The 19437-nt window shown below is 71.5% G+C and carries 16 protein-coding genes; 10 read left to right on the top strand and 6 right to left on the bottom strand.

Annotated elements, in window-relative coordinates; all coding sequences use genetic code 11:
* Positions 1 to 198 precede the first annotated feature (198 nt).
* From OG435_RS17400 to OG435_RS17390, 3 genes are all read left to right on the top strand, one after another.
* Positions 199 to 1269, top strand: a complete 1071-nt coding sequence (locus OG435_RS17400; RefSeq protein WP_266877762.1) for an aspartate-semialdehyde dehydrogenase — start codon at positions 199 to 201, stop codon at positions 1267 to 1269.
* A gap of 415 nt (positions 1270 to 1684) precedes the next feature.
* Positions 1685 to 2107, top strand: coding sequence for a hypothetical protein (locus OG435_RS17395; RefSeq protein WP_266877761.1), 423 nt, complete (start codon positions 1685 to 1687; stop codon positions 2105 to 2107).
* A 262-nt stretch (positions 2108 to 2369) separates the two neighbouring features.
* Positions 2370 to 2789 (top strand): hypothetical protein, encoded by a 420-nt coding sequence (locus OG435_RS17390; RefSeq protein WP_266877760.1) that lies wholly within the window; start codon positions 2370 to 2372, stop codon positions 2787 to 2789.
* A 44-nt stretch (positions 2790 to 2833) separates the two neighbouring features.
* On the opposite strand, the gene OG435_RS17385 is transcribed toward OG435_RS17390, so the two are convergent.
* The 5 genes from OG435_RS17385 to OG435_RS17365 all read right to left on the bottom strand — a co-directional run bounded on the left by OG435_RS17385 (position 2834) and on the right by OG435_RS17365 (position 8063).
* Positions 2834 to 3796 (bottom strand): cation diffusion facilitator family transporter, encoded by a 963-nt coding sequence (locus tag OG435_RS17385; RefSeq protein WP_266877759.1) that lies wholly within the window; start codon positions 3794 to 3796, stop codon positions 2834 to 2836.
* Between the two features lie 27 nt (positions 3797 to 3823).
* Complete coding sequence (gene tesB, locus OG435_RS17380) at positions 3824 to 4702, bottom strand: acyl-CoA thioesterase II (protein WP_266877758.1); 879 nt, start codon at positions 4700 to 4702, stop codon at positions 3824 to 3826.
* An 18-nt stretch (positions 4703 to 4720) separates the two neighbouring features.
* Positions 4721 to 5878 carry an acyl-CoA dehydrogenase family protein gene (locus OG435_RS17375; protein WP_266877757.1) on the bottom strand — a complete coding sequence of 386 codons (1158 nt, stop codon included), beginning with the start codon at positions 5876 to 5878 and terminating at the stop codon, positions 4721 to 4723.
* Positions 5879 to 6039: 161 nt separating this feature from the next.
* Positions 6040 to 6534, bottom strand: coding sequence for a hypothetical protein (locus OG435_RS17370; RefSeq protein ID WP_266877756.1), 495 nt, complete (start codon positions 6532 to 6534; stop codon positions 6040 to 6042).
* A gap of 41 nt (positions 6535 to 6575) precedes the next feature.
* On the bottom strand, positions 6576 to 8063 hold the full coding sequence (locus OG435_RS17365) for a PucR family transcriptional regulator (protein ID WP_266877755.1): 1488 nt from the start codon (positions 8061 to 8063) through the stop codon (positions 6576 to 6578).
* Between the two features lie 117 nt (positions 8064 to 8180).
* Here OG435_RS17365 and speB point away from each other — a divergent pair, with 117 nt between their 5' ends.
* The 5 genes from speB (at position 8181) to OG435_RS17340 (ending at position 14138) form a co-directional block, all read left to right on the top strand.
* Positions 8181 to 9149, top strand: a complete 969-nt coding sequence (speB, locus tag OG435_RS17360) for an agmatinase (RefSeq protein ID WP_266877754.1) — start codon at positions 8181 to 8183, stop codon at positions 9147 to 9149.
* A gap of 42 nt (positions 9150 to 9191) precedes the next feature.
* The gene (locus tag OG435_RS17355) at positions 9192 to 10859 is read left to right on the top strand and encodes a thiamine pyrophosphate-binding protein (protein ID WP_266877753.1); all 1668 of its coding nucleotides are present in this window, start codon (positions 9192 to 9194) and stop codon (positions 10857 to 10859) included.
* A gap of 82 nt (positions 10860 to 10941) precedes the next feature.
* A complete protein-coding gene (locus tag OG435_RS17350; protein ID WP_266877752.1) occupies positions 10942 to 11316 on the top strand; it encodes a hypothetical protein in 375 nt (124 codons plus the stop codon).
* A gap of 16 nt (positions 11317 to 11332) precedes the next feature.
* Positions 11333 to 13483: a DUF6571 family protein gene (locus tag OG435_RS17345; protein WP_266877751.1), complete on the top strand. Its 2151-nt coding sequence runs from the start codon at positions 11333 to 11335 to the stop codon at positions 13481 to 13483.
* A 97-nt stretch (positions 13484 to 13580) separates the two neighbouring features.
* Entirely contained in the window at positions 13581 to 14138 is a 558-nt protein-coding gene (locus OG435_RS17340) for a hypothetical protein (RefSeq protein WP_266877750.1), read from the top strand.
* Here the strand turns inward: OG435_RS17340 and OG435_RS17335 are convergent.
* Positions 14128 to 14538: an ATP-binding protein gene (locus tag OG435_RS17335; RefSeq protein WP_266877749.1), complete on the bottom strand. Its 411-nt coding sequence runs from the start codon at positions 14536 to 14538 to the stop codon at positions 14128 to 14130. The genes OG435_RS17340 and OG435_RS17335 overlap by 11 nt on opposite strands.
* A gap of 163 nt (positions 14539 to 14701) precedes the next feature.
* Between OG435_RS17335 and OG435_RS17330 the strand changes: the two genes are divergently transcribed.
* Positions 14702 to 15466 carry a GntR family transcriptional regulator gene (locus tag OG435_RS17330; RefSeq protein WP_266877748.1) on the top strand — a complete coding sequence of 255 codons (765 nt, stop codon included), beginning with the start codon at positions 14702 to 14704 and terminating at the stop codon, positions 15464 to 15466.
* A gap of 83 nt (positions 15467 to 15549) precedes the next feature.
* A complete protein-coding gene (locus OG435_RS17325; RefSeq protein ID WP_323187838.1) occupies positions 15550 to 19407 on the top strand; it encodes an ABC transporter ATP-binding protein in 3858 nt (1285 codons plus the stop codon).
* The last annotated feature ends 30 nt before the right edge of the window (positions 19408 to 19437 follow it).

Here is a 19437-nt window from a genome sequence, read left to right as displayed (position 1 = left end):
CAGACGACCTCGCCGACGTTGCCCTGCACAGCGATCGAGTCGCATCCCCCCTGAGCGGTCGAGTCGTCGCGGGACTCCGGGCGGCCAAGCCTTTCCAGCCATCTCACGGCGCCACCATGACAGCCATACCCGGAGCCCCGGGTCCCGCTGATCTCACGAGTGCCCAGTTCGAACCCAAGACAAGAAAGCAGGGCAGTAATGGCCACTCAAGGTCTCCGAGTCGGCGTAGTGGGCGCGACCGGGCAAGTCGGAGTAGTGATCCGCAGCATCCTTCGGCAGCGTGATTTCCCGATCGGAGAGCTGCGCTTCTTCGCCTCCGCGAAATCGGCGGGTCTGCGGCTTCCCTGGGGCGACGGCAGCATCGTGGTGGAAGACGCCGAAACGGCAGACCCTTCCGGCCTGGACATCGTCATCTTCTCCGCCGGAGGATCAACAGCCCTGCGACTGGCACCCCGGTTCGCGGCGGCCGGAGCCGTCGTCATCGACAACTCCTCGGCGTTCCGGATGGATCCCGATGTGCCACTGGTGGTCAGTGAGGTCAACCCGGAAGCTGTGTCCGAGGCGCGGCGCGGCATCATAGCCAACCCCAACTGCACGACGATGGCCGCGATGCCGGTGATCAAGCCGCTGCACGACGAGGCCGGTCTGGTGCGGCTCACTGTGAGCACCTACCAAGCGGTGTCCGGCGGCGGGGTCGCCGGAGTGGAAGAGCTCAGGTCTCAGGTGAGCGGGGCGATCGAGGGAGCAGCCGGCTTGGCGCTCGACGGGGCGGCGGTGGACTTCCCGCCTCCGGTGAAGTTCGCCAGAACCATCGCCTTCAACGCGGTGCCGATGGCCGGTTCGATCGTGACCGACGGATCCGCGGAGACCGACGAGGAGCAGAAGCTGCGCAATGAGAGCAGGAAGATTCTCGGCCTGCCTTCGCTGCGTGTCGCCGGGACCTGTGTCCGGGTCCCGGTCTTTACCGGCCACTCCCTCGCGGTGCACGCGGAGTTTGCCCGTCCCATCTCCGCTGAACGCGCTTCCGCGCTGCTCAAGCGTGCCCCCGGTGTCCAGCTGTCCGACATTCCGACCCCGCTCCAGGCGTGCGGCCAGGACGCCAGCTTCGTGGGCCGGATTCGCCAGGACCAGAGCGTTGAGGAGGGGCGTGGCCTCATCCTCTTCATCAGCAACGACAACCTGCGAAAGGGCGCGGCCCTCAACGCTGTCCAGGTCGCCGAGGTGGTCGCGGCGAACCTGCTCAGGGTCTGGCTCAGGGCTTCGGCGTAGTTCCATGCTGTCCGGTTCGCAATGGTCTGCCGGCTTGAGCGGGCCGGGAACGCAACAGGCACGGACTTCCAGGATCACGGAGTTTTCGACGCCCCGTGATCCGACTGGGAGACCGTGCCTGTCGGCGCGTCGTCTCCGACCCTTCCTGTACTTGACCGGCTCCGCGTGACCTCCGCGGGGTACGCCACGCCCGCGACGCCTCCCGGCCCCTCGTCCTCCCTGTCGGCGGCCCCGCTCCGGGAATTATCAAGATCGGCCATCTCCGTCAAGCCCCGAATCCGAGTGGCGTGACGGGCATCCCGCCATCGGGTCTATTTGGAGTACGCCCTCACCGGGAAGCACCGGAAGAAGCAGAGGGCAGGGAATTCCCCCTCGGATTCCCGAATCCCCCTTCTTTTCCGAATGGAGAACGGCCATGTTCAAGATTCTCTCGACCCGCCGCATCGTCCTCGCCTCCGCTTCCGTCGCCCTGCTGGGCGGTGGCATCGCCCTCCCCGCCACGGCGATGGCCGCCCCGGCCACCGCCCCGCAGCAGGCGGTGTCCGTCCTCCAGGACGACAGCGCGGACGGCATCGGTACCGGTGGCGACGCCAACGCGGAGAACACGACCGTCGGCGGTGACTCCCGAGGCGGCGACGCCAACAGTGGCGTCGGTAAGTGCAAGGGCAAGTGCACCATCACGACCGGAGACGCCCGGGGTGGCGACTCCAGCGCCGACGCCATCAACACCGGCGACGCCACCGCGGTCGGCGGCGACGGCACCGGCAAGGGCGGAAACCTGAACAAGGTCAACAAGCAGACGATCAAGAACCAGCTCAAGGCCAAGCTCGGCAACTAGGCCCAGCCACCACCCCACACGTCGGCGCCCCCGGGAATCCCGGGGGCGCCGACGTGCGCCACGACCCTTCCCGACCACCAACGGGAATTACCAAGATCTACCATCTACGTCAAGCCCCGAATGCGAGTGGCGTGACGCGGATTCCGATATCGGGTTTATTTGAAGTACGCCCTCACCGGGAAACACCGGAAAAGTCAGAGGGCAGGGAAAGCGCCCCGAATCCCTTTCCCCCCTCTTTTTCTTTTCCGAATGGAGAACGACCATGTTCAAGATCCTGTCGACCCGCCGCATCGTCCTCGCCTCCGCTTCCGTCGCCCTGCTGGGTGGTGGCATCGCCCTCCCCGCCACCGCGATGGCCGCCCCGCAGCACGCGGTCTCCTTCGTCCAGGACGACAGCGCGGACGGCATCGGCACCGGCGGTGACGCCAACGCGGGGAACACCACGGTCGGCGGCACCTCGCAGGGCGGCAACGCCGACAGCGGCGTCGGGAGCTGCAAGGGCAAGTGCACCATCACCACCGGCAACGCCACGGGCGGCAACTCCAGCGCCGACGCCATCAACAGCGGCGACGCCACCGCCGTCGGCGGCGACGGCACCGGCAAGGGCGGAAACCTGAACAAGGTCAACAAGCAGACGGTCAAGAACCAGCTCAAGAAGGACCTCAAGGCCAAGCTCCACTGACCCCTCAGACATCGGCGCCCCCGGGAAACCCGGGGGCGCCGTTCTCATGCCGCGGACGGCGAAGGGGTCGGGTCCAAGTACACCCGGCGGATCGCCGGGAAGCGTTCCCGGAGCTGGGCCTCGGCGATCTCGCAGGCCGCCTCCACCTGCGCCGCGGACGCCAGGTCGTGGAAGTCGATCTTCGCGGCGATCAGCACCTCCGACGGCCCCTGGACCAGCGTGGTCAGCTCCAGCACGGCCTCGATGTGCAGCACCGACAGGAGTTCCTCCCGTACCTCCGCCCGCATCTTCTCCGGCAGCGGCCGCCCGATCAGGTACTGCGCGTTCGAGCGTCCCAGCTCCCACGCCACCCACACCAGCAGCAGTCCGATGAGGAGCGAGGCGACCCCGTCGTACACGCCCGAGCCCGTGAGCTGCGCCCCCAGCAGGCCGCCCGCCGCCAGTGCCAGACCGATCAGCGCGGCCACGTTCTCCAGGAGGACGGCCTTCACCGCCGTGTCCGGGGTGTGTTTCACGTACAGGCCCAGCGGTGCCCGCATCCGTGCGGCCTCGCCCTTGACCTGGCGCCAGGCGACCAGGAGGGAGTAGCCCTCCAGGACGGCGGCCACGGCCAGGATGATGTAGGAGAGGGTCGGGTTTCCGGGTTCCTCGCCGTGGAGGAGGGTGTGGATGCCGTCGTAGACGGCGAACACCGCGCCGCCGATGAAGGTGGCGACCGATGCGAGCAGTGCCCAGATGTAGCGCTCCGGCCCGTAGCCCAGCGGGTGCGCCTCGTCCGCCGGCTTCGCGCTCCGCTTCAGTGCGGCCAGGAGCATCACCTCGGTCACCGTGTCGGCCACCGAGTGCGCCGCCTCGGAGAGCATGGCGCTCGATCCGCTGACGATCCCGCCCACGGCCTTGGCCGCGGCGATGCCGAGGTTCGTGACGACGGCGACGGCGACCGTGCCGACGCTCTCGCCCTGGTCGTCGATTCCGTTTCCGTTCACCATCGCATCGCTGCTGGACATGGTGTGACGGTACGTCGGACGTCCGTACTACGCGCGCGGGACGCGCACCACGCCCTCCTGGATGACCGTCACGGCGAGCCTGCCGTCCTGGGTCCAGATCCTGGCCTGGCCGAGGCCCCGGCCGGCGGCAGCCGAGGGCGACTCCTGGTCGTACAACAGCCATTCGTCGGCGCGGAAGGGGCGGTGGAACCACATCGCGTGATCGAGTGAGGCACCGACCACGTCGCCCACCGCCCATCCGCCCTTCCCGTGTGCGAGCAGCACCGAGTCGAGCAGGGTCATGTCGGAGACGTAGGTGGCCAGGCAGGTGTGCAGGAGCGCGTCGTCGCTCTCCAGCTTGCCGGCGGTACGGAACCACACCTGCGAGCGCGGTTCGACCGGTTCGCCGACGCTGCCCCAGGGCGGGACCGTCGCGTACCGCAGGTCCACGGCTCCGCGCGCCTCGATGAGGCGTTCCACCGTGCCCGGGTCGCGGAAGATCTCGCGGTAGCGGGGGAGGGACTCGGCGGCCGTCGGGAGGGTCTCCGGGTCGGGGGCGTCGGGCATCGCGGTCTGGTGGTCGAGGCCCTCCTCGTACGTCTGGAAGGACGCGGAGAGGTGGAAGATCGGCTGCCCGTGCTGGACGGCCACGACGCGGCGCGTGGTGAAGGAGCGCCCGTCGCGGATCCGGTCCACCGAGTACACGATGGGCGCGCCCGGGTCCCCGGCTCGTAGGAAGTACGAGTGGAGCGAGTGCGCGGTGCGGTCCTCGGGCACGGTGCGGCCGGCCGCGACCAGGGCCTGGGCGGCGACCTGGCCGCCGAAGACCCGCGGTACCAGCGCGGAACGACTGGTACCGCGGAAGATGTTCTCCTCGATCTGCTCGAGGTCGAGCAGATCGAGGAGCGTCGTCAGTGCCTCGTTCATGGGGGAAGGCTAGATGCCTTACAGGCCCATCGACTTGGCGATGATGGACTTCATGACCTCGCTGGTGCCGCCGTAGATGCGGTTCACGCGGTTGTCGGCGTACAGGCGGGCGATCGGGTACTCGTTCATGTAGCCGTAGCCGCCGTGCAGCTGGAGGCACTTGTCGATGACGCGGTGCGCGACCTCGGTGCAGAACAGCTTCGCGGAAGCGGCCTCGGCGGCGGTGAGCTCACCGGCGTCCAGGGCCTCCAGGGCGCGGTCGGCGACGGCCTCGGCGGCGTCCACCTCGGCCTGGCAGGCGGCCAGTTCGAACTTGGTGTTCTGGAAGTGCGCGACGGGCTTGCCGAAGACGGTGCGGTCCGTCACGTACTGCTGGGCGAACCGGACGGCGGCCTTGGACTGCGCGTACGCGCCGAAGGCGATGCCCCAGCGCTCGGACGGCAGGTTGGCGCCGAGGTAGTAGAAGCCCTTGTTCTCCTCGCCGAGCAGGTCCTCGACCGGGACCTTCACGTCGACGAACGCCAGCTCGGCGGTGTCGGAGGTGCGCAGGCCGAGCTTGTCGAGCTTGCGGCCGATGGAGTAGCCCTCGGACTTGGTGTCCACGGCGAAGAGGGAGATGCCGAAGCGGCGGTCGTCCTCGCTCGGGGAGGAGGTGCGGGCGCAGACGATCACGCGGTCGGCGTGGACGCCGCCCGTGATGAAGGTCTTGGAGCCGTTGAGGACGTAGTGCGTGCCGTCCTCGGAGAGCTTCGCGGTGGTCTTCATGCCCGCGACGTCGGAGCCGGTGCCCGGCTCGGTCATCGCCAGGGCCCACATCTCCTCGCCGGAGACGAACTTCGGCAGGAAGCGCTTCTTCTGCTCGTCGCTCGCCAGCATCTTGATGTAGGGGAGGGCGAGCAGCACGTGCACGCCGGAGCCGCCGAAGTTGACGCCCGCGCGGGAGGTCTCCTCGTAGAGGACGGCCTCGAACTTGTGGGTGTCCAGGCCCGCGCCGCCGAACTCCTCGGGGACGTTGATCCCGAAGATGCCCAGCTCGCCGAGCTTGTAGTAGAACTCGCGCGGGGCCTGGCCGGCCGCGAACCAGTCGTCGTAGACCGGGACGACCTCGGCCTCGATGAAGGCGCGGATGGTCTCGCGGAACGCCTCGTGGTCCTCGTTGAACACCGTACGGCGCACGGCCGACTCCCTTCGTCGCGGCAGTCAGCCGCCCAATCTAAGCGCTTGCTCAGATTAAGTTACCGGCGAGTTGGTCGCGCTGTCCAGAGTGAGGTCCGGCACGTCGGTGCGGAAGCGGGTCGGAGGCCGGTCCGAAGCCGGTCGGAGGGGCCGGACGCCGGTCAGAAGCCGTCGCAGACGGCGGAGGCGAAGGGGCCGGTGGCCGTGGCCGTGACGGGCGGGTCGTCGTCCACCGTCACCGAACAGGTGGCGGTGCCGCCGTCGGCGCCCAGCGTCACGACGAGCGAGCCGCCCTTGACGAAGCCCTTCGTGGTGAGCTCCTTGCTCCAGGGCAGGGTCGCGGCGCCGACCTGACTGGTGGAGAGGCTCCCGTCGCGCCAGGTCGAATAGGTGAGGGAGACCGGGCCCGAGGCCGTACCGGTGGCCGCGTACGTGATCCGGGCAGGCCGCGCGGCCTCCTCGGACACCTCGTTGACGAAGACGGCGAAGAGGGCGGCGCAGCCGCCGAGCAACAGCAGGAGCAGGCCGAGGAGCACCCACGGCCAGCGGCGGCGCCTCCGGGGCGGCGGCGGGTACGGGTAGGACTGCCCGGGCGGGTGCTGGGGCGGGCGCGGTCCCCATCGAGGGGGGTCCGAGGGGCTGTCGGGCCGGTTCATGTCCCCAGCGTCACCCCGCCCGTCGCGCACCGCGACACGGCCTACGGGGCGTCCGGGCCGTCGGAGTGGCGGAGCGCGAACCAGAGCTCCATCCGGGTGTCCGGGTCGTCCAGGTCGGCCCCGCCCAGGAGCGCGGCCGTGCGGGCGATGCGCTGGCGGACGGTGTTGCGGTGGATCCCGAGCGCGGCCGCGCTGCGGTCCCAGCTGCCGTGGTGGGCCAGCCAGCCGCGCAGGGTGACCCGGAGCGCGGGGGAGAGCGGGCCGAGCAGGGCCTCGGCGTGGGCCCGGGCCTCGGCCGCGCCGACCAGGCCCGCGAGGCCGGGCTCCGCGTGGCGGGCCAGGAGGGTACGGGCCGCCTCGGCGCGCTCCAGGGCCCGCCCGGCCTGCGCGTCGGCGCCGGGCAGGCCCCCGGCCGGGGCCGGCGCGCTGACCCCGAGCCGCCATCCGGGCTGCGGGGCGGGCTCGCGGTCGGTGAGCAGGCGCACGGAGTCCGCGAGGGGGGAGCCCGTGTGCGCGGAATCCCCGCGCGGGTCCAGCAGTACGGTGCCCAGCGCGGCCGCCAGGGCCCGCGGGTCCCCGGTCCCGCGGGCGTGTACGGCGTACCAGGGCCCGGGACCCAGCGCCCCGGCCGGGTCCCCGCCGAGCAGCAGCCGGGTCAGGGCGGCCTCCGCCCCGGCCGGGCGGCGCGCGGTGAGCAGGGTCAGCAGGACGGCCGCGACCGAGGCGACGGTGTGGTCCCCGGGAGCCCGCGCCGGGGCGGCGACGCCGAGGGCCCACCCGTCGCCGAGGGCGTGGACGCTGAGGTGGAGCCCGTCGTGCGCGGCCGTGGCGGTGACCGCGGACCCGGGCGCGACCCGCCGGGCGAGGCCGTCGAGCACGTCGAGCACCTCGGGGGCGGGCGCCGCTCCGGCGGAGGCCCCGGTGGCCGCCGATGCGTCCGGCGGGCCGGTGGGGAGCAGCCCCGCCCAGCCGCCCAGGGCCGCCGCCAGGCGGCGCAGGACGGCCGGGACCGGGTCCGGGCGGGCGGCGGCCGCCGCCAGGGACTGCTGGGCCTCGGTCACCCGGCGGAGTTCGGCGGTCCGGGCTTGTGCCATCAGCCGCCACACGCTCCGGCCGACCGCGGTGAAGGGGGTCCCGGGCGGCACCTCGACCAGGGGCAGCCCGTGGCGTTCGCAGGCCTCGATCAGTGCCCTGGGTACGGTCCCGTGCACCGGCGTCACCCCGAAGCCGACGGCCCCGACCCCGGCCCGGACCAGCTGCGCGACGTACGCCCCGGCGTCGATCAGCGCGCCGTGTTCCGTCCCCCCGGCCGGCCAGGCCCCGGCCGGCCCGGCCTCCGCCACCGCGAGGCCCTCGCCCGCCGTCAGCAGGAGTTCGCCGCCGAGCAGGTACGGCGACGGGTCCGCCATCTCGGAGGCGTGCACCCCGTGCACCTCGCCGTCGGCGGGACCGGCCAGGTGCCGTAGGCCCAGCTCGCGGTCGGCGAGCAGCCGGGCGAGCGGTACGGGCGGGGTGGGAGGGGCCTCCATGAGTGGATACTCCGTACACATCAGAGGAGCTGGATGGATGAAACGTACACTTCGCCCACCCGGGGTGTCCGTTTACGCTCGAAGGACCGCACCGCACACCTCCCCGGAAGGCCCCCCATGAGCACGCAGCCGCGCGGCCCCGTCGACTCCTCCCGCATCCCGCGCTACGCGGGCCCCGCGACCTTCGCCCGGCTGCCCCGCCTGGACGAGGTCGGCGGCAAGGCCGACGTGGCCGTCGTCGGCGTGCCGTTCGACTCCGGAGTCTCGTACCGCCCCGGTGCCCGCTTCGGCGGCAACGCCATCCGCGAGGCCTCCCGCCTGCTGCGTCCGTACAACCCGGCGCAGGACGCCTCCCCGTTCGCGCTCGCGCAGGTCGCCGACGCCGGCGACATCGCGGCGAACCCCTTCAACATCAACGAGGCCGTCGACACGATCGAGGCCGCCGCCGACGAGCTGATCGGCAACGGCTCCCGCCTGATGACCCTCGGCGGCGACCACACCATCGCGCTGCCCCTGCTGCGCTCGGTGGCGAAGAAGCACGGCCCGGTCGCGCTGCTCCACTTCGACGCGCACCTGGACACCTGGGACACGTACTTCGGCGCCGAGTACACGCACGGCACCCCGTTCCGCCGTGCCGTCGAGGAAGGCATCCTCGACACCGAGGCCCTGTCCCACGTCGGCACGCGCGGCCCGCTGTACGGCAAGCAGGACCTGGACGACGACGCCAAGATGGGCTTCGGCATCGTCACCTCGGCCGACGTCTACCGGCGCGGCGCCGACGAGGTCGCGGACCAGCTGCGCCAGCGCATCGGCGACCGCCCGCTGTACATCTCCATCGACATCGACGTGCTGGACCCGGCGCACGCGCCCGGTACGGGCACCCCGGAGGCGGGCGGCATGACCTCCCGTGAGCTGCTGGAGATCATCCGCGGCCTTTCCTCCTGCAACCTGGTCTCGGCGGACGTCGTCGAGGTGGCCCCGGCGTACGATCACGCGGAGATCACCTCGGTCGCGGCCTCGCACACCGCGTACGAGCTGACCACGATCATGAGCCGCCAGATCTCCGCGGCACGCAACGCCGGCTAGGCACAGCGCGCAGGCGAAGGCCAACCCGAAGGGCACGCACGAGTGACGCACGACCACGACCTGGTACTCCGTCCCACCGAAGCCCAGAAGGCGGCCGCGCTCGCGCCCCCGCCGGGGCGCACGGGCGGGGACCTGGTCGTGGAGACGCTGCGCTCGCTCGGCGCCACCACCGTCTTCGGCCTGCCCGGCCAGCACGCGCTCGGCCTCTTCGACGCGGTCGGCCGCTCCGACCTGCGCCTGGTGGGCCTGCGTACGGAGAACAACGCCGGGTTCGCCGCCGACGCGTACGGCCGGATGACCGGCGAGGCGGCCCCCCTCCTGCTGTCCACGGGCCCGGGCGCGCTCATGGCGCTCCCGGCCCTGGCCGAGGCGGCGGCGGCGTCCGCGCCCGTGCTGGCGATCTCCTCGCAGGTCCCGACCCCGGGCCTGGGCGGCGGCCGGCGCGGTCACCTGCACGAGCTGCGCGACCAGTCGGCCTCCTTCCGGGACGTGGTCAAGTCCGTGCACACCGCCCGGACCCCCTCCCAGATCCCCTCCGTGATCGCGGAGGCCTGGGAATCGGCGCTGACCGCCCCGCACGGGCCGGTGTGGGTGGAGATCCCGGAAGACGTCCTGCGCGCGGAAACCGTCATCCCGCAGGTCACGGGCATGGACGCGACCCCGCACGAACTGGCCCCGCGCCCCGAGCTGACCGCGCTGGCCGCGCACTGGCTGGAGAACGCCGAGCGCCCGGTGATCATCGCGGGCGGCGGGGTGATCCGCTCGGACGCGGCGGGCAAGCTGAAGCAGCTCGCGGAGCGCCTGAACGCCCCCGTCGTCACCACCTTCGGCGGCAAGGGCGCCTTCCCCTGGACCCACCCGCTGTCCCTCCAGTCCTGGCTGGAGGACCGCCACATGACGGACTTCCTGGAGGACGCGGACGTCCTGCTGGTGGTCGGCTCGGGCCTGGGCGAACTGTCCTCGAACTACCACACGTTCTTCCCGGAGGGCCGGGTCGTCCAGATCGAGGCGGACCTCGGCAAGCTGGAGTCCAACCACGCGGGCCTCGGCATCCACGCGGACGCCCGCCTCGCCCTGCAGGCCCTCCTCGAAACGGTCGCCGAACGCCCCGACCCGCAGGCACCCGAGCGCGTCCGCCTGCTCCTCGCCGACATCGCGGCCCGCCTGGCCGAGCAGGACCTGACCCTGGAGCAGCAGCTCCTGACCTCGGTCCGCCAAGCTCTCCCGCCCCGCTCCCCGTCCTTCTGGGACATGACGATCCTGTCCTACTGGGCCTGGTCGGCCTTCGACGCCAAGCACCCCAACACCATGCACTCGGCGCAGGGCGCGGGCGGCCTCGGCTATGCCTTCCCGGCCGCCCTCGGCGCGGCCGTGGCGGAGCCGGGCACCCCGGTCCTGGCCGTCTCCGGCGACGGCGGCGCGATGTACTCGATCGCCGACCTGGCCACCGCCCGCCAGCACGACCTGGACGTCACCTGGCTGATCGTGGACGACGGCGGCTACGGCATCCTGCGCGAGTACGGCTGCGAGACGGGCACGAGCCTGACCCGCCCCGACTTCGTGGCCCTGGCCGCCTCCTTCGACGTTCCGGCGACCAGGACCACCCCGGAGTCCCTCCGCGAGGACCTGGCCAAGGCCCTGAAGACGCCGGGCCCTTCGCTCCTGCTCCTTCCGGCCAAGCTGAAGATGTTCGCACCCACCCACGTCTGAGCGAACCGCGGCCCGGGTTAGGTTGGTACCGGTCATTCCGGTTGGCCCGGGCCGGTCCCGGCCGCACATCCTTGGGGGAGCGGTGTCGTTCGAGCAGCAGTGGGCCCAGCAGAGGCGGTCCGCGCCCGCGCCGGGCACCGGAGTCCTGGGGACGGCCCCGCCCGAGAAGAAGAAGGCGGCCGACACCATCGAGAACGTCCTCCAGCCCGGTACGACGAAGGCGGCGGACGCCGCCGACGAGCCGACGAGCGCGGCGGTCAAGGCCTTGGCCGGCTGGGAGACCGCGACGGGCCTGACGAAGGCCCACACGCACTGGGACGACCAGGTCAAGCGCCTGATGGGACGCCTCAGCTCGGAGAAGACGGCCCTGCGCGGTGCCTCGAACCTCTTCACCGGCAACGACCAGCTGACGGGCCAGGGCTTCCAGCCGGTCACGTCCAAGCTCGCAGGCCTGTAGGGGATTCGGGGACACGATGCCGACCTACCAGGAGATCGTCACCACCGACCTCGGAGCCCTCACGACGGCCGCCGACGGCTGGAAGTCGATGGCGACGCAGTTCAAGACGATGGAAGACGTCTACGAGAAGGAAGTCCAGAGCGTTTCCAGTGGAAACGGCTGGATGGGCAGCAGCGCGCAGACGGCGAGCAACAACGCCGCCATCACCCGGCGGGAGTTCGACGCCGCGCAGACCCAGGCACTGGCCATGGAATCCCTGCTCCGCGACGCGCACGCCCGCTTCACGGACCTCAAGGGCCGGGTGACCTCCGCCGTCGCCGACGCGGTGAAGGCCGGCATGAAGGTCTCGGACGCGGGCATCGCGAGCTACGACTTCTCCAAGGAGGACGCGGCCGCCGCGAACGCGATCTGCCACGACCCCGACCTCCCGGAGGTCGAGCGGTCCTGGACGCAGCGCATCGCGGACACCGTCAAGGCGGTCACGGAGTTCGACGAGGACGTACGGATCGCCCTGCTCAACGCGTCCGGAGCCGACGGCACCTCCCTCTTCGGCTTCAACTCCCGGGCCGTGGGCGATGTGGAGGCGGTGGAGGCCCTGGCCCTCACCCACAAGATCCAGTCGGGTGACGCCTCCCCCGACGAGCTCAAGCACTACGACGAACTCCTGCGGCAGAACGCGAAGGACAGCCACTTCAGCCAGGCGTACCTGCACGCGCTGGGCGCGAAGGACACGGTCCACCTCGCCGACCAGCTCAACCTGGCCTCCAACGAACGCGGCGCCTCGGCGGCCGACAGGAAGCTCTACGAGTCCATCGGCACGGGCCTCGCGGGAACCATCGCCTCGGGCACCAAGGACCCGGAGAGCTACGCCTACAAGCCCTTCATGGCGGGCCTGAAGGAGCAGGGCCCGGCCCTGGTCGCCGACGGCCTGCGCCCGACGTACGGCTACCAGTCCCTGGTGACCGTGATGCAGCGCGGCGACGGCTACGGCAAGCAGTTCCTGAACGACCTCGGCGACGGCATGATCGAGGCCGAGAAGTCGAAGCCCCACATGTACGACCACGCGTACGACTCCCAGCGCCCGAACCTGGTCTCGGACCCCCTGGACGGCCTCCTGGGCATCATGGCCAAGGACCCGGACGCGGCGACGCACTTCCTCGACCCCGAAGCCCCGGGCAACAAGAACGAACACCTCAAGTACCTCCTCACCGACCGCGACATGCCGGACCCCTGGATCTCCACGGGCGTAGGCCAGCCGATCGAGATGGAGGGCGACAAGACGTCCGGCCTCGGCGCGGCCATCCAGTCGGCGGCCACGGGCCACGTGGACGGCGAGAAGCTCGGCCCGCCCGGCCCGCACACGGAGGGCCAGGCGCGGGTGATGCACGATGCGATCCGCCTGCTGGACAAGGAAATGGGCGGCGACGAGTTCCCGAAGGACCTGGAGGGCCTGCGCCAGCCGATGGCGAAGGCCCTGGTCGACTACGTCGCGGACACGCACCTCATCTTCGGCGGCCAGGACTCCAGCCTGGGCGGCTCCGGAGGAAGCGACTCGATCGCCGGGTCGGGTGACCAGGCGCACATCGCGGTCGGCCAGGGCAGCCTGGTCCGCGTGGTGCGGGGCATCGCCGACGACGGCCCGGCCTTCGCGCTGATCTACGAGGCGGAGCGGGCGTACTCGGCGGACCGGCTCGCGACTGCGCCGGCCTTCGACGGGGATCCAACGCACGGAGCGAGCTCGGAGTGGAACCACCGGAGCACCGGAATCGGAATGGCTGCCGGCGCGCTCAACGGCATCGGTGCCGACGTCTACATGGACAAGCACGACGACCAGGTCGAGTGGGCGGAACGGACCTCCGAACACACTGCGTCGGTGGGGAACGCCCTCATCGGCGAGATCCCGATCGTGGGGACACTCGGCGGGTCGCTCATCGACTCGGCCAAGTTCGAGTGGCTGAACGGGGTCACGAGCGAGGCCGAGCAGCAGATGAAGGAGGACTCCAGCAAGAACATGGGGAGGGGCATGGACGCGACGAACGGGCTCCTTGACGACTGGGGCGATCAGCGGGGAATCAGGGGCAATGGTCCGTTCAGCGAGGCGAAGGACAGTGCGAATGGTGGCTACTACGACGGTCGGGAAGCGGCGCGGGGGCACCTCCGGCAGTGAGGCCGGCAAGGTAGTGCGGCGCTCGATGGCTGCCCTCGCGTGTGTCCTCGCGGTCTCCTCGTGTTCCGGGGAGCCACGGGAGACCGCGGAGGATCACTTGTGCGACGTGGTCGAGGACTCGCCCGAGGGAGCGGCGCTCCGCCGGATCGTCGGTCCTGGCGAGTACCGGACCGAGGCGTACGGCACCAGCGTCGAGCGGGCGACCGACCTGACGGAGGACCTGCGTGGCAGGGCGCAGGGCAAGGACACCGGTGCTCGCACGGTGTGCGCCTACGTCCCTTCGCAGCAGGCAAAGTCACAACGGGTGCGGTTCGAGGTCAACTGGGCCCCGCGTGACGCACCGAAGGAGCCGCCGCTGCCCGGCGGCGTTCCTTTCGACGCGAACGGCACGTCCGGCGAAACCAGTGACATCGCATCCAGGCTGTACCTCCCGTGCGCCCTGCCGGGAGATCTCCGACCGCTGTCGGACGAGGTGTGGCTCAAGGCGAGCGGCTCCTTCACGGTCAACATCCCGCGCGAGGACATCGACCAGGAGGCCAGGGACCGGCAGACGGCCTTCACCTACCTCATGGCCCGCCGCGTCACCGAAGCCCTCGGCTGCGAGAACAAGCCGTTGGCGAAGCCCCCCGTGGTGAAGCCGCTGCCTACTCCCTGACCTCGGCCCAGACCGCCTTGCCGATGCCGTGCCGCCGGGGGCAGCAGCCCCAGCGTTCGGCCAGGGCCGCGACGATCGCCAGGCCCCGGCCCCGCTCGTCCGCGTCCGCCACCACCTGGGGCGTGAGCTTCACGGCGGGGCCGGCGTCGGCGACCTCCACGCGCAGCAGCCCCTCGTAGCGGGCGAGCCGGATGCCGAGGTCCCGGCCCTGCGGTGCGCGCGAGTGCCGTACGGCGTTGGTGACCAGCTCGGAGAGCAGCAGCTCCGCCGCCTCGGCGGGCCGAGTTCCGATGCCCCACGCGGTGGCCTGCTCGCGCAGCAGCGCGCGCGCCCGGCCCGGAGCGCGGGTGTTGCGGGGCACGAGCCAGTAGTTCTCGTTGGCAGCACAGGGCAGTGTCATGAGACCTCACCTATCTAGATACCTGAGATCAGTGAAGCGAGCGCGCGATCGGTCGTCAATAGGTATCTAGATATGTCCGATGCTGGCGAGTGTTGCGCGGGCGCGCGGCCTCCCGTGCCCCGATGCGCCCCTAGGCTGTCGGGAGATGATCGGGGAGGACCGCATGCCGAACGACGGCGCCGCACGGCAGCCCAAGTACCTGCGTATCGCCGCCGCGCTGAAGGACGCCATCGCCTCCGGTGAGTACGGGCCCGGGGACCGGCTGCCCGGTGAGAGCGACCTCATGGCCACGTACGGGGTCGCCCGGATGACGGCACGGCAGGCCTTCGCCGTCCTCCAGACCGAGGGGCTGACCGAAGCGCGCAAGGGTGCCGGGGTCTACGTTCGTGAGTTCCGCGTCGGCATCCGGCGGCGCGGCATCCAGCGGCTGGCCGTCGAGGTGTGGGGCGCGGGAGGCTCCATCTGGGCGGCGGACGGCAAGGGACGCGACCCCGTCGTCGAGTTCATCGGCGTCACCGAGGAACCCGTGTCCGAGGCCGTCGCCGACGTGCTCGGGCTCGGCGACGGCGCGCCCGCCTGCGTCCGGCGGCGCCGGTTCCTGCTCGACGGGAAGCCCGTCATGTTCGCGACCTCCTACCTCGACGCCGCCCTCGTGGCGGGTACGCCCGTCGCCGAGGCCGACAGCGGCCCCGGCGGGATCTACGCCCGGCTCGCCGAGCTGGGGCATGAGCCCGCGCGGTTCCGGGAGGAGGTTCGGTCGCGGATGCCCACCTCCGAGGAGGGCTCGAGCCTCGGGCTGGCCGCCGGGACGCCCGTCGTGCTGGTCGTCCGTACTGCCTTCGACGGTGATGGGCGGGTGGTCGAGGTCAACGAGATGGTGCTCGACGCCTCCGCCTATGTACTGGAGTACGAGTTCGACGCCTCGTAGGACCCCGTAGGACCCGCTAGGACCCCGTAGGACCAGCACCGCGCGCGGAACCCGCGCAACCCAGTTCGAATTGTTGCGGCGGGATGAAATCCGCCGGTCGGAGCGTTGGGGCTTCCGGTAGGGCAGGACGAACGGGGAGGCAGTACGTGGCTACGGCGACGGCGGAAACGGCGGCTGGGAGCAAACAGGGGTGGGGGAGGCGGCTCGCCGCCTACACCTGGCGGTACAAGGCCAATGTGCTGCTGGCCCTCGGGTCATCGCTCGGCGGCATGGCCGTCATGGCCCTCGTGCCGCTCGTCACCAAGGTGATCCTCGACGACGTCATCGGTGACCAGAGCAAGCCCATGACGCCCTGGGCCCTGATGCTCATAGGCGCCGCGGTCCTCGTGTACGTACTCACCTACATCCGCAGGTACTACGGCGGGCGGCTCGCCCTCGACGTGCAGCACGACCTGCGCACCGACATGTACGACACCATCGCCCGGCTCGACGGCCGCCGCCAGGACGAGTTGTCCACCGGGCAGGTCGTGGGGCGGGCGACGACCGACCTCCAGCTGATCCAAGGGCTGCTCTTCATGCTGCCCATGACCATCGGCAACTTCCTGCTCTTCGGGATATCCCTCGGGATCATGCTGTGGCTCTCGCCGCTGCTGACCGTCGTGGCGCTGCTCATGGCCCCGGCCCTCTGGTTCATCGCCAAGCGCAGCCGCAAGAAGCTCTTCCCCGCCACCTGGTACGCCCAGAGCCAGGCCGCCGCCGTCGCCACCGTCGTCGACGGGGCCGTCACCGGTGTCCGCGTCGTCAAGGGCTTCGGCCAGGAGGAGCAGGAGACCGGCAAGCTCCGCGACGCCGGCCGCCGGCTGTTCGCCGGGCGGTTGCGCGGGATCCGGATGAACGCCCGCTACACCCCGGCGCTGCAGGCCGTACCGGCCCTCGCCCAGGTCGCCATGCTGGCCCTCGGTGGCTGGATGGCCACCAAGGGGCAGGTCACCATCGGCACCTTCGTCGCCTTCTCCACCTACCTCGCCCAGCTCGTCGGCCCCGTCCGCATGCTCGCCATGGTCCTCACCGTCGGCCAGCAGGCCCGCGCCGGCGCGGAGCGGGTCTTCGAGCTCATCGACACCGAGCCGGTGATCCAGGAGGGGAGCAAGGAGCTGCCCGTCGACGCGTCCGCCACCGTCGAGTTCGACGACGTGCGGTTCGGGTACGACCCCGAGCGGCCCGTGCTCGACGGGTTCAGCCTGTCGATCGCCGAGGGGGAGACCGTCGCCCTCGTCGGGTCCTCCGGCAGCGGCAAGTCCACCGTTTCGCTGCTGCTGCCGCGCTTCTACGACGCCGACCGCGGCACCGTCCGCGTCGGCGGCCACGACGTCCGCGAACTGACCTACGACTCCCTGCGCGATGCCATCGGGCTCGTGCCGGAGGATTCGTTCCTCTTCTCCGACACCATCCGCGCCAACATCGCCTACGGACACCCCGGCGCCACCGACGAGCAGATCCGGGCCGCCACCCGGGCCGCCCAGGCCGAGGGCTTCGTCGAGGCGCTCCCCGCCGGGTACGACACCAAGGTCGGCGAGCAGGGCCTGACCCTCTCCGGCGGCCAGCGCCAGCGCATCGCGCTCGCCCGCGCCATCCTCACCGACCCCCGCCTGCTGCTCCTCGACGACGCCACCTCCGCCGTCGACGCCCGCGTCGAGCACGAGATCCACGAGGCGCTGCGCGCCGTCATGGCGGGCCGCACCACCCTGCTCATCGCCCACCGCCGCTCCACGCTCGCGCTGGCCGACCGGATCGCCGTACTGGACCACGGGCGGCTCTCCGACGTCGGTACGCACGAGGAGCTGGAGCGCCGCTCCGCCCTGTACCGGCGGCTGCTCACCGACCCGGACGCGCTCGGCGCCGGCTCCCCGCGGACGCCCGAGGCGCCTGCGATGGAGGAGTTCGAGCGGGATCTCGAGCGGGGCATCGAGCTCGAAGCCGAGATCGACTCCGAGCCCGTCAACGCCAAGCGCCGGGTGGCCGGCGGGATCACCCCCGAGCTCTGGCGGCGGCTGGAGGAGGCGGAAGACAAGACCGCCGCCCCCGCCGGGATGTCCGCCACCCCCGAACTGCTCGCGCAGGTGGCCGCGCTGCCGCCCGCCGAAGACACCCCCGACGTGGACGAGACCCGCGCGGCGTCCGCCGAGGACAGCTACAACCTGGGCCGCCTGCTGCGCGGCTTCTGGGCCCCGCTCGCGATATCCCTCGGCCTCGTCGCCCTCGACGCGGGCTCCGGACTGCTCCTGCCGATCCTGATCCGGCACGGCATCGACCAGGGCGTCGAAGCGGCCGCCCTCGGCGCCGTCTGGGCGGCGTCCCTCCTCGCGCTCGGCGTGGTCCTGGCCCAGTGGGCCGCGCAGTTCGCCGAGACCCGGATGACCGGCCGCACCGGCGAGCGCGTGCTCTACGCCCTGCGCGTCAAGATCTTCGCCCAGCTCCAGCGCCTCGGCCTCGACTACTACGAGCGCGAGCTGACCGGCAAGATCATGACCCGGATGACCACCGACGTGGACGCCCTGTCCAGCTTCCTGCAGACCGGGCTCGTCACCGCCGTCGTCTCCGTCCTCACCTTCTTCGGCATCCTGGTCGCGCTGCTCGTCCTGGACGTGGAGCTGGCGCTGATCGTCTTCGCCACGCTGCCCCTGCTGATCATCGGCACCGTCTTCTTCCGCCGGAAGTCCGTGGCCGCCTACGAGCTCGCCCGCGACCGGGTCGGGCTGGTCAACGCCGACCTCCAGGAGTCCGTGGCCGGACTGCGCATCGTCCAGGCCTTCCGCCGCCAGCGCGCCGGCGCGGTCCGGTTCGCCGAGCGCAGCGACTCGTACCGCGAGGCCCGGGTCCGCGGCCAGTGGCTGATATCCGTCTACTTCCCCTTCGTGCAGCTGCTGTCCTCCGGGGCCGCTGCCGCCGTACTGATCGTCGGCGCCGGGCGGGTGGAGGCCGGCACGCTCACCACGGGCGCGCTGGTCGCGTACCTGCTCTACATCGACCTGTTCTTCGCCCCCGTCCAGCAGCTCTCGCAGGTCTTCGACGGCTACCAGCAGGCCACCGTCTCCCTCGGCCGGATCCAGGGCCTGCTGCGCGAGCCCACCAGCACCCCGGCCCCGGCCGACCCCCGCCCGGTCCCCGAGCTGCGCGGCGAGATCGCCTTCGAGGGGGTCCACTTCTCCTACGGCACGGCCGAGGAGCGCGGGGAGAAGGAGCAGGCACTCACCGGGATCAGCCTGCGCATCCCCGCCGGCCAGACCGTCGCCTTCGTCGGCGAGACCGGAGCCGGCAAGTCCACGCTGGTCAAGATGGTGGCCCGGTTCTACGATCCGACCGCCGGCCGGGTCACCGCCGACGGGGTGGACCTGCGCGAGCTGGACCTCACGGGCTACCGCCACCGCCTCGGCGTCGTCCCCCAGGAGCCTTACCTCTTCCCGGGCACGGTCCGCGACGCCATCGCCTACGGGCGGCCCGAGGCGAGCGACTCCGAGGTGGAGGCCGCCGCGCACGCGGTCGGCGCTCACGCCATGATCGCCACGCTGGACGGCGGCTACCTGCACACCGTCACCGAGCGCGGCCGCAACCTCTCCGCCGGCCAGCGCCAGCTGATCGCACTGGCCCGCGCCGAGCTCGTCGACCCCGACGTCCTGCTGCTCGACGAGGCCACCGCCGCCCTCGACCTGGCCACCGAGGCCCTGGTCAACCAGGCCACCGACCGGCTCGCGGGCAAGCGCACCACCCTGGTCGTGGCGCACCGGCTGACCACGGCCGCACGCGCCGACCGGGTCGTCGTCATGGACCGCGGCCGGGTCGCGGAGGACGGCACCCACGCCGAGCTGCTGGCCCGGGGCGGCCGGTACGCCGAGCTGTGGCGCACCTTCGCGGGCGAGGACGAGCCGGCCGCGGCGGCGTAGGTCCGCGGCATGAGAACGGCGCCCCCGGGT

The organism is Streptomyces sp. NBC_01264 (genome assembly GCF_026340675.1).
Classification (GTDB): Bacteria; Actinomycetota; Actinomycetes; order Streptomycetales; family Streptomycetaceae; genus Streptomyces.
This window is presented reverse-complemented; position numbering and strand designations above follow the sequence as displayed.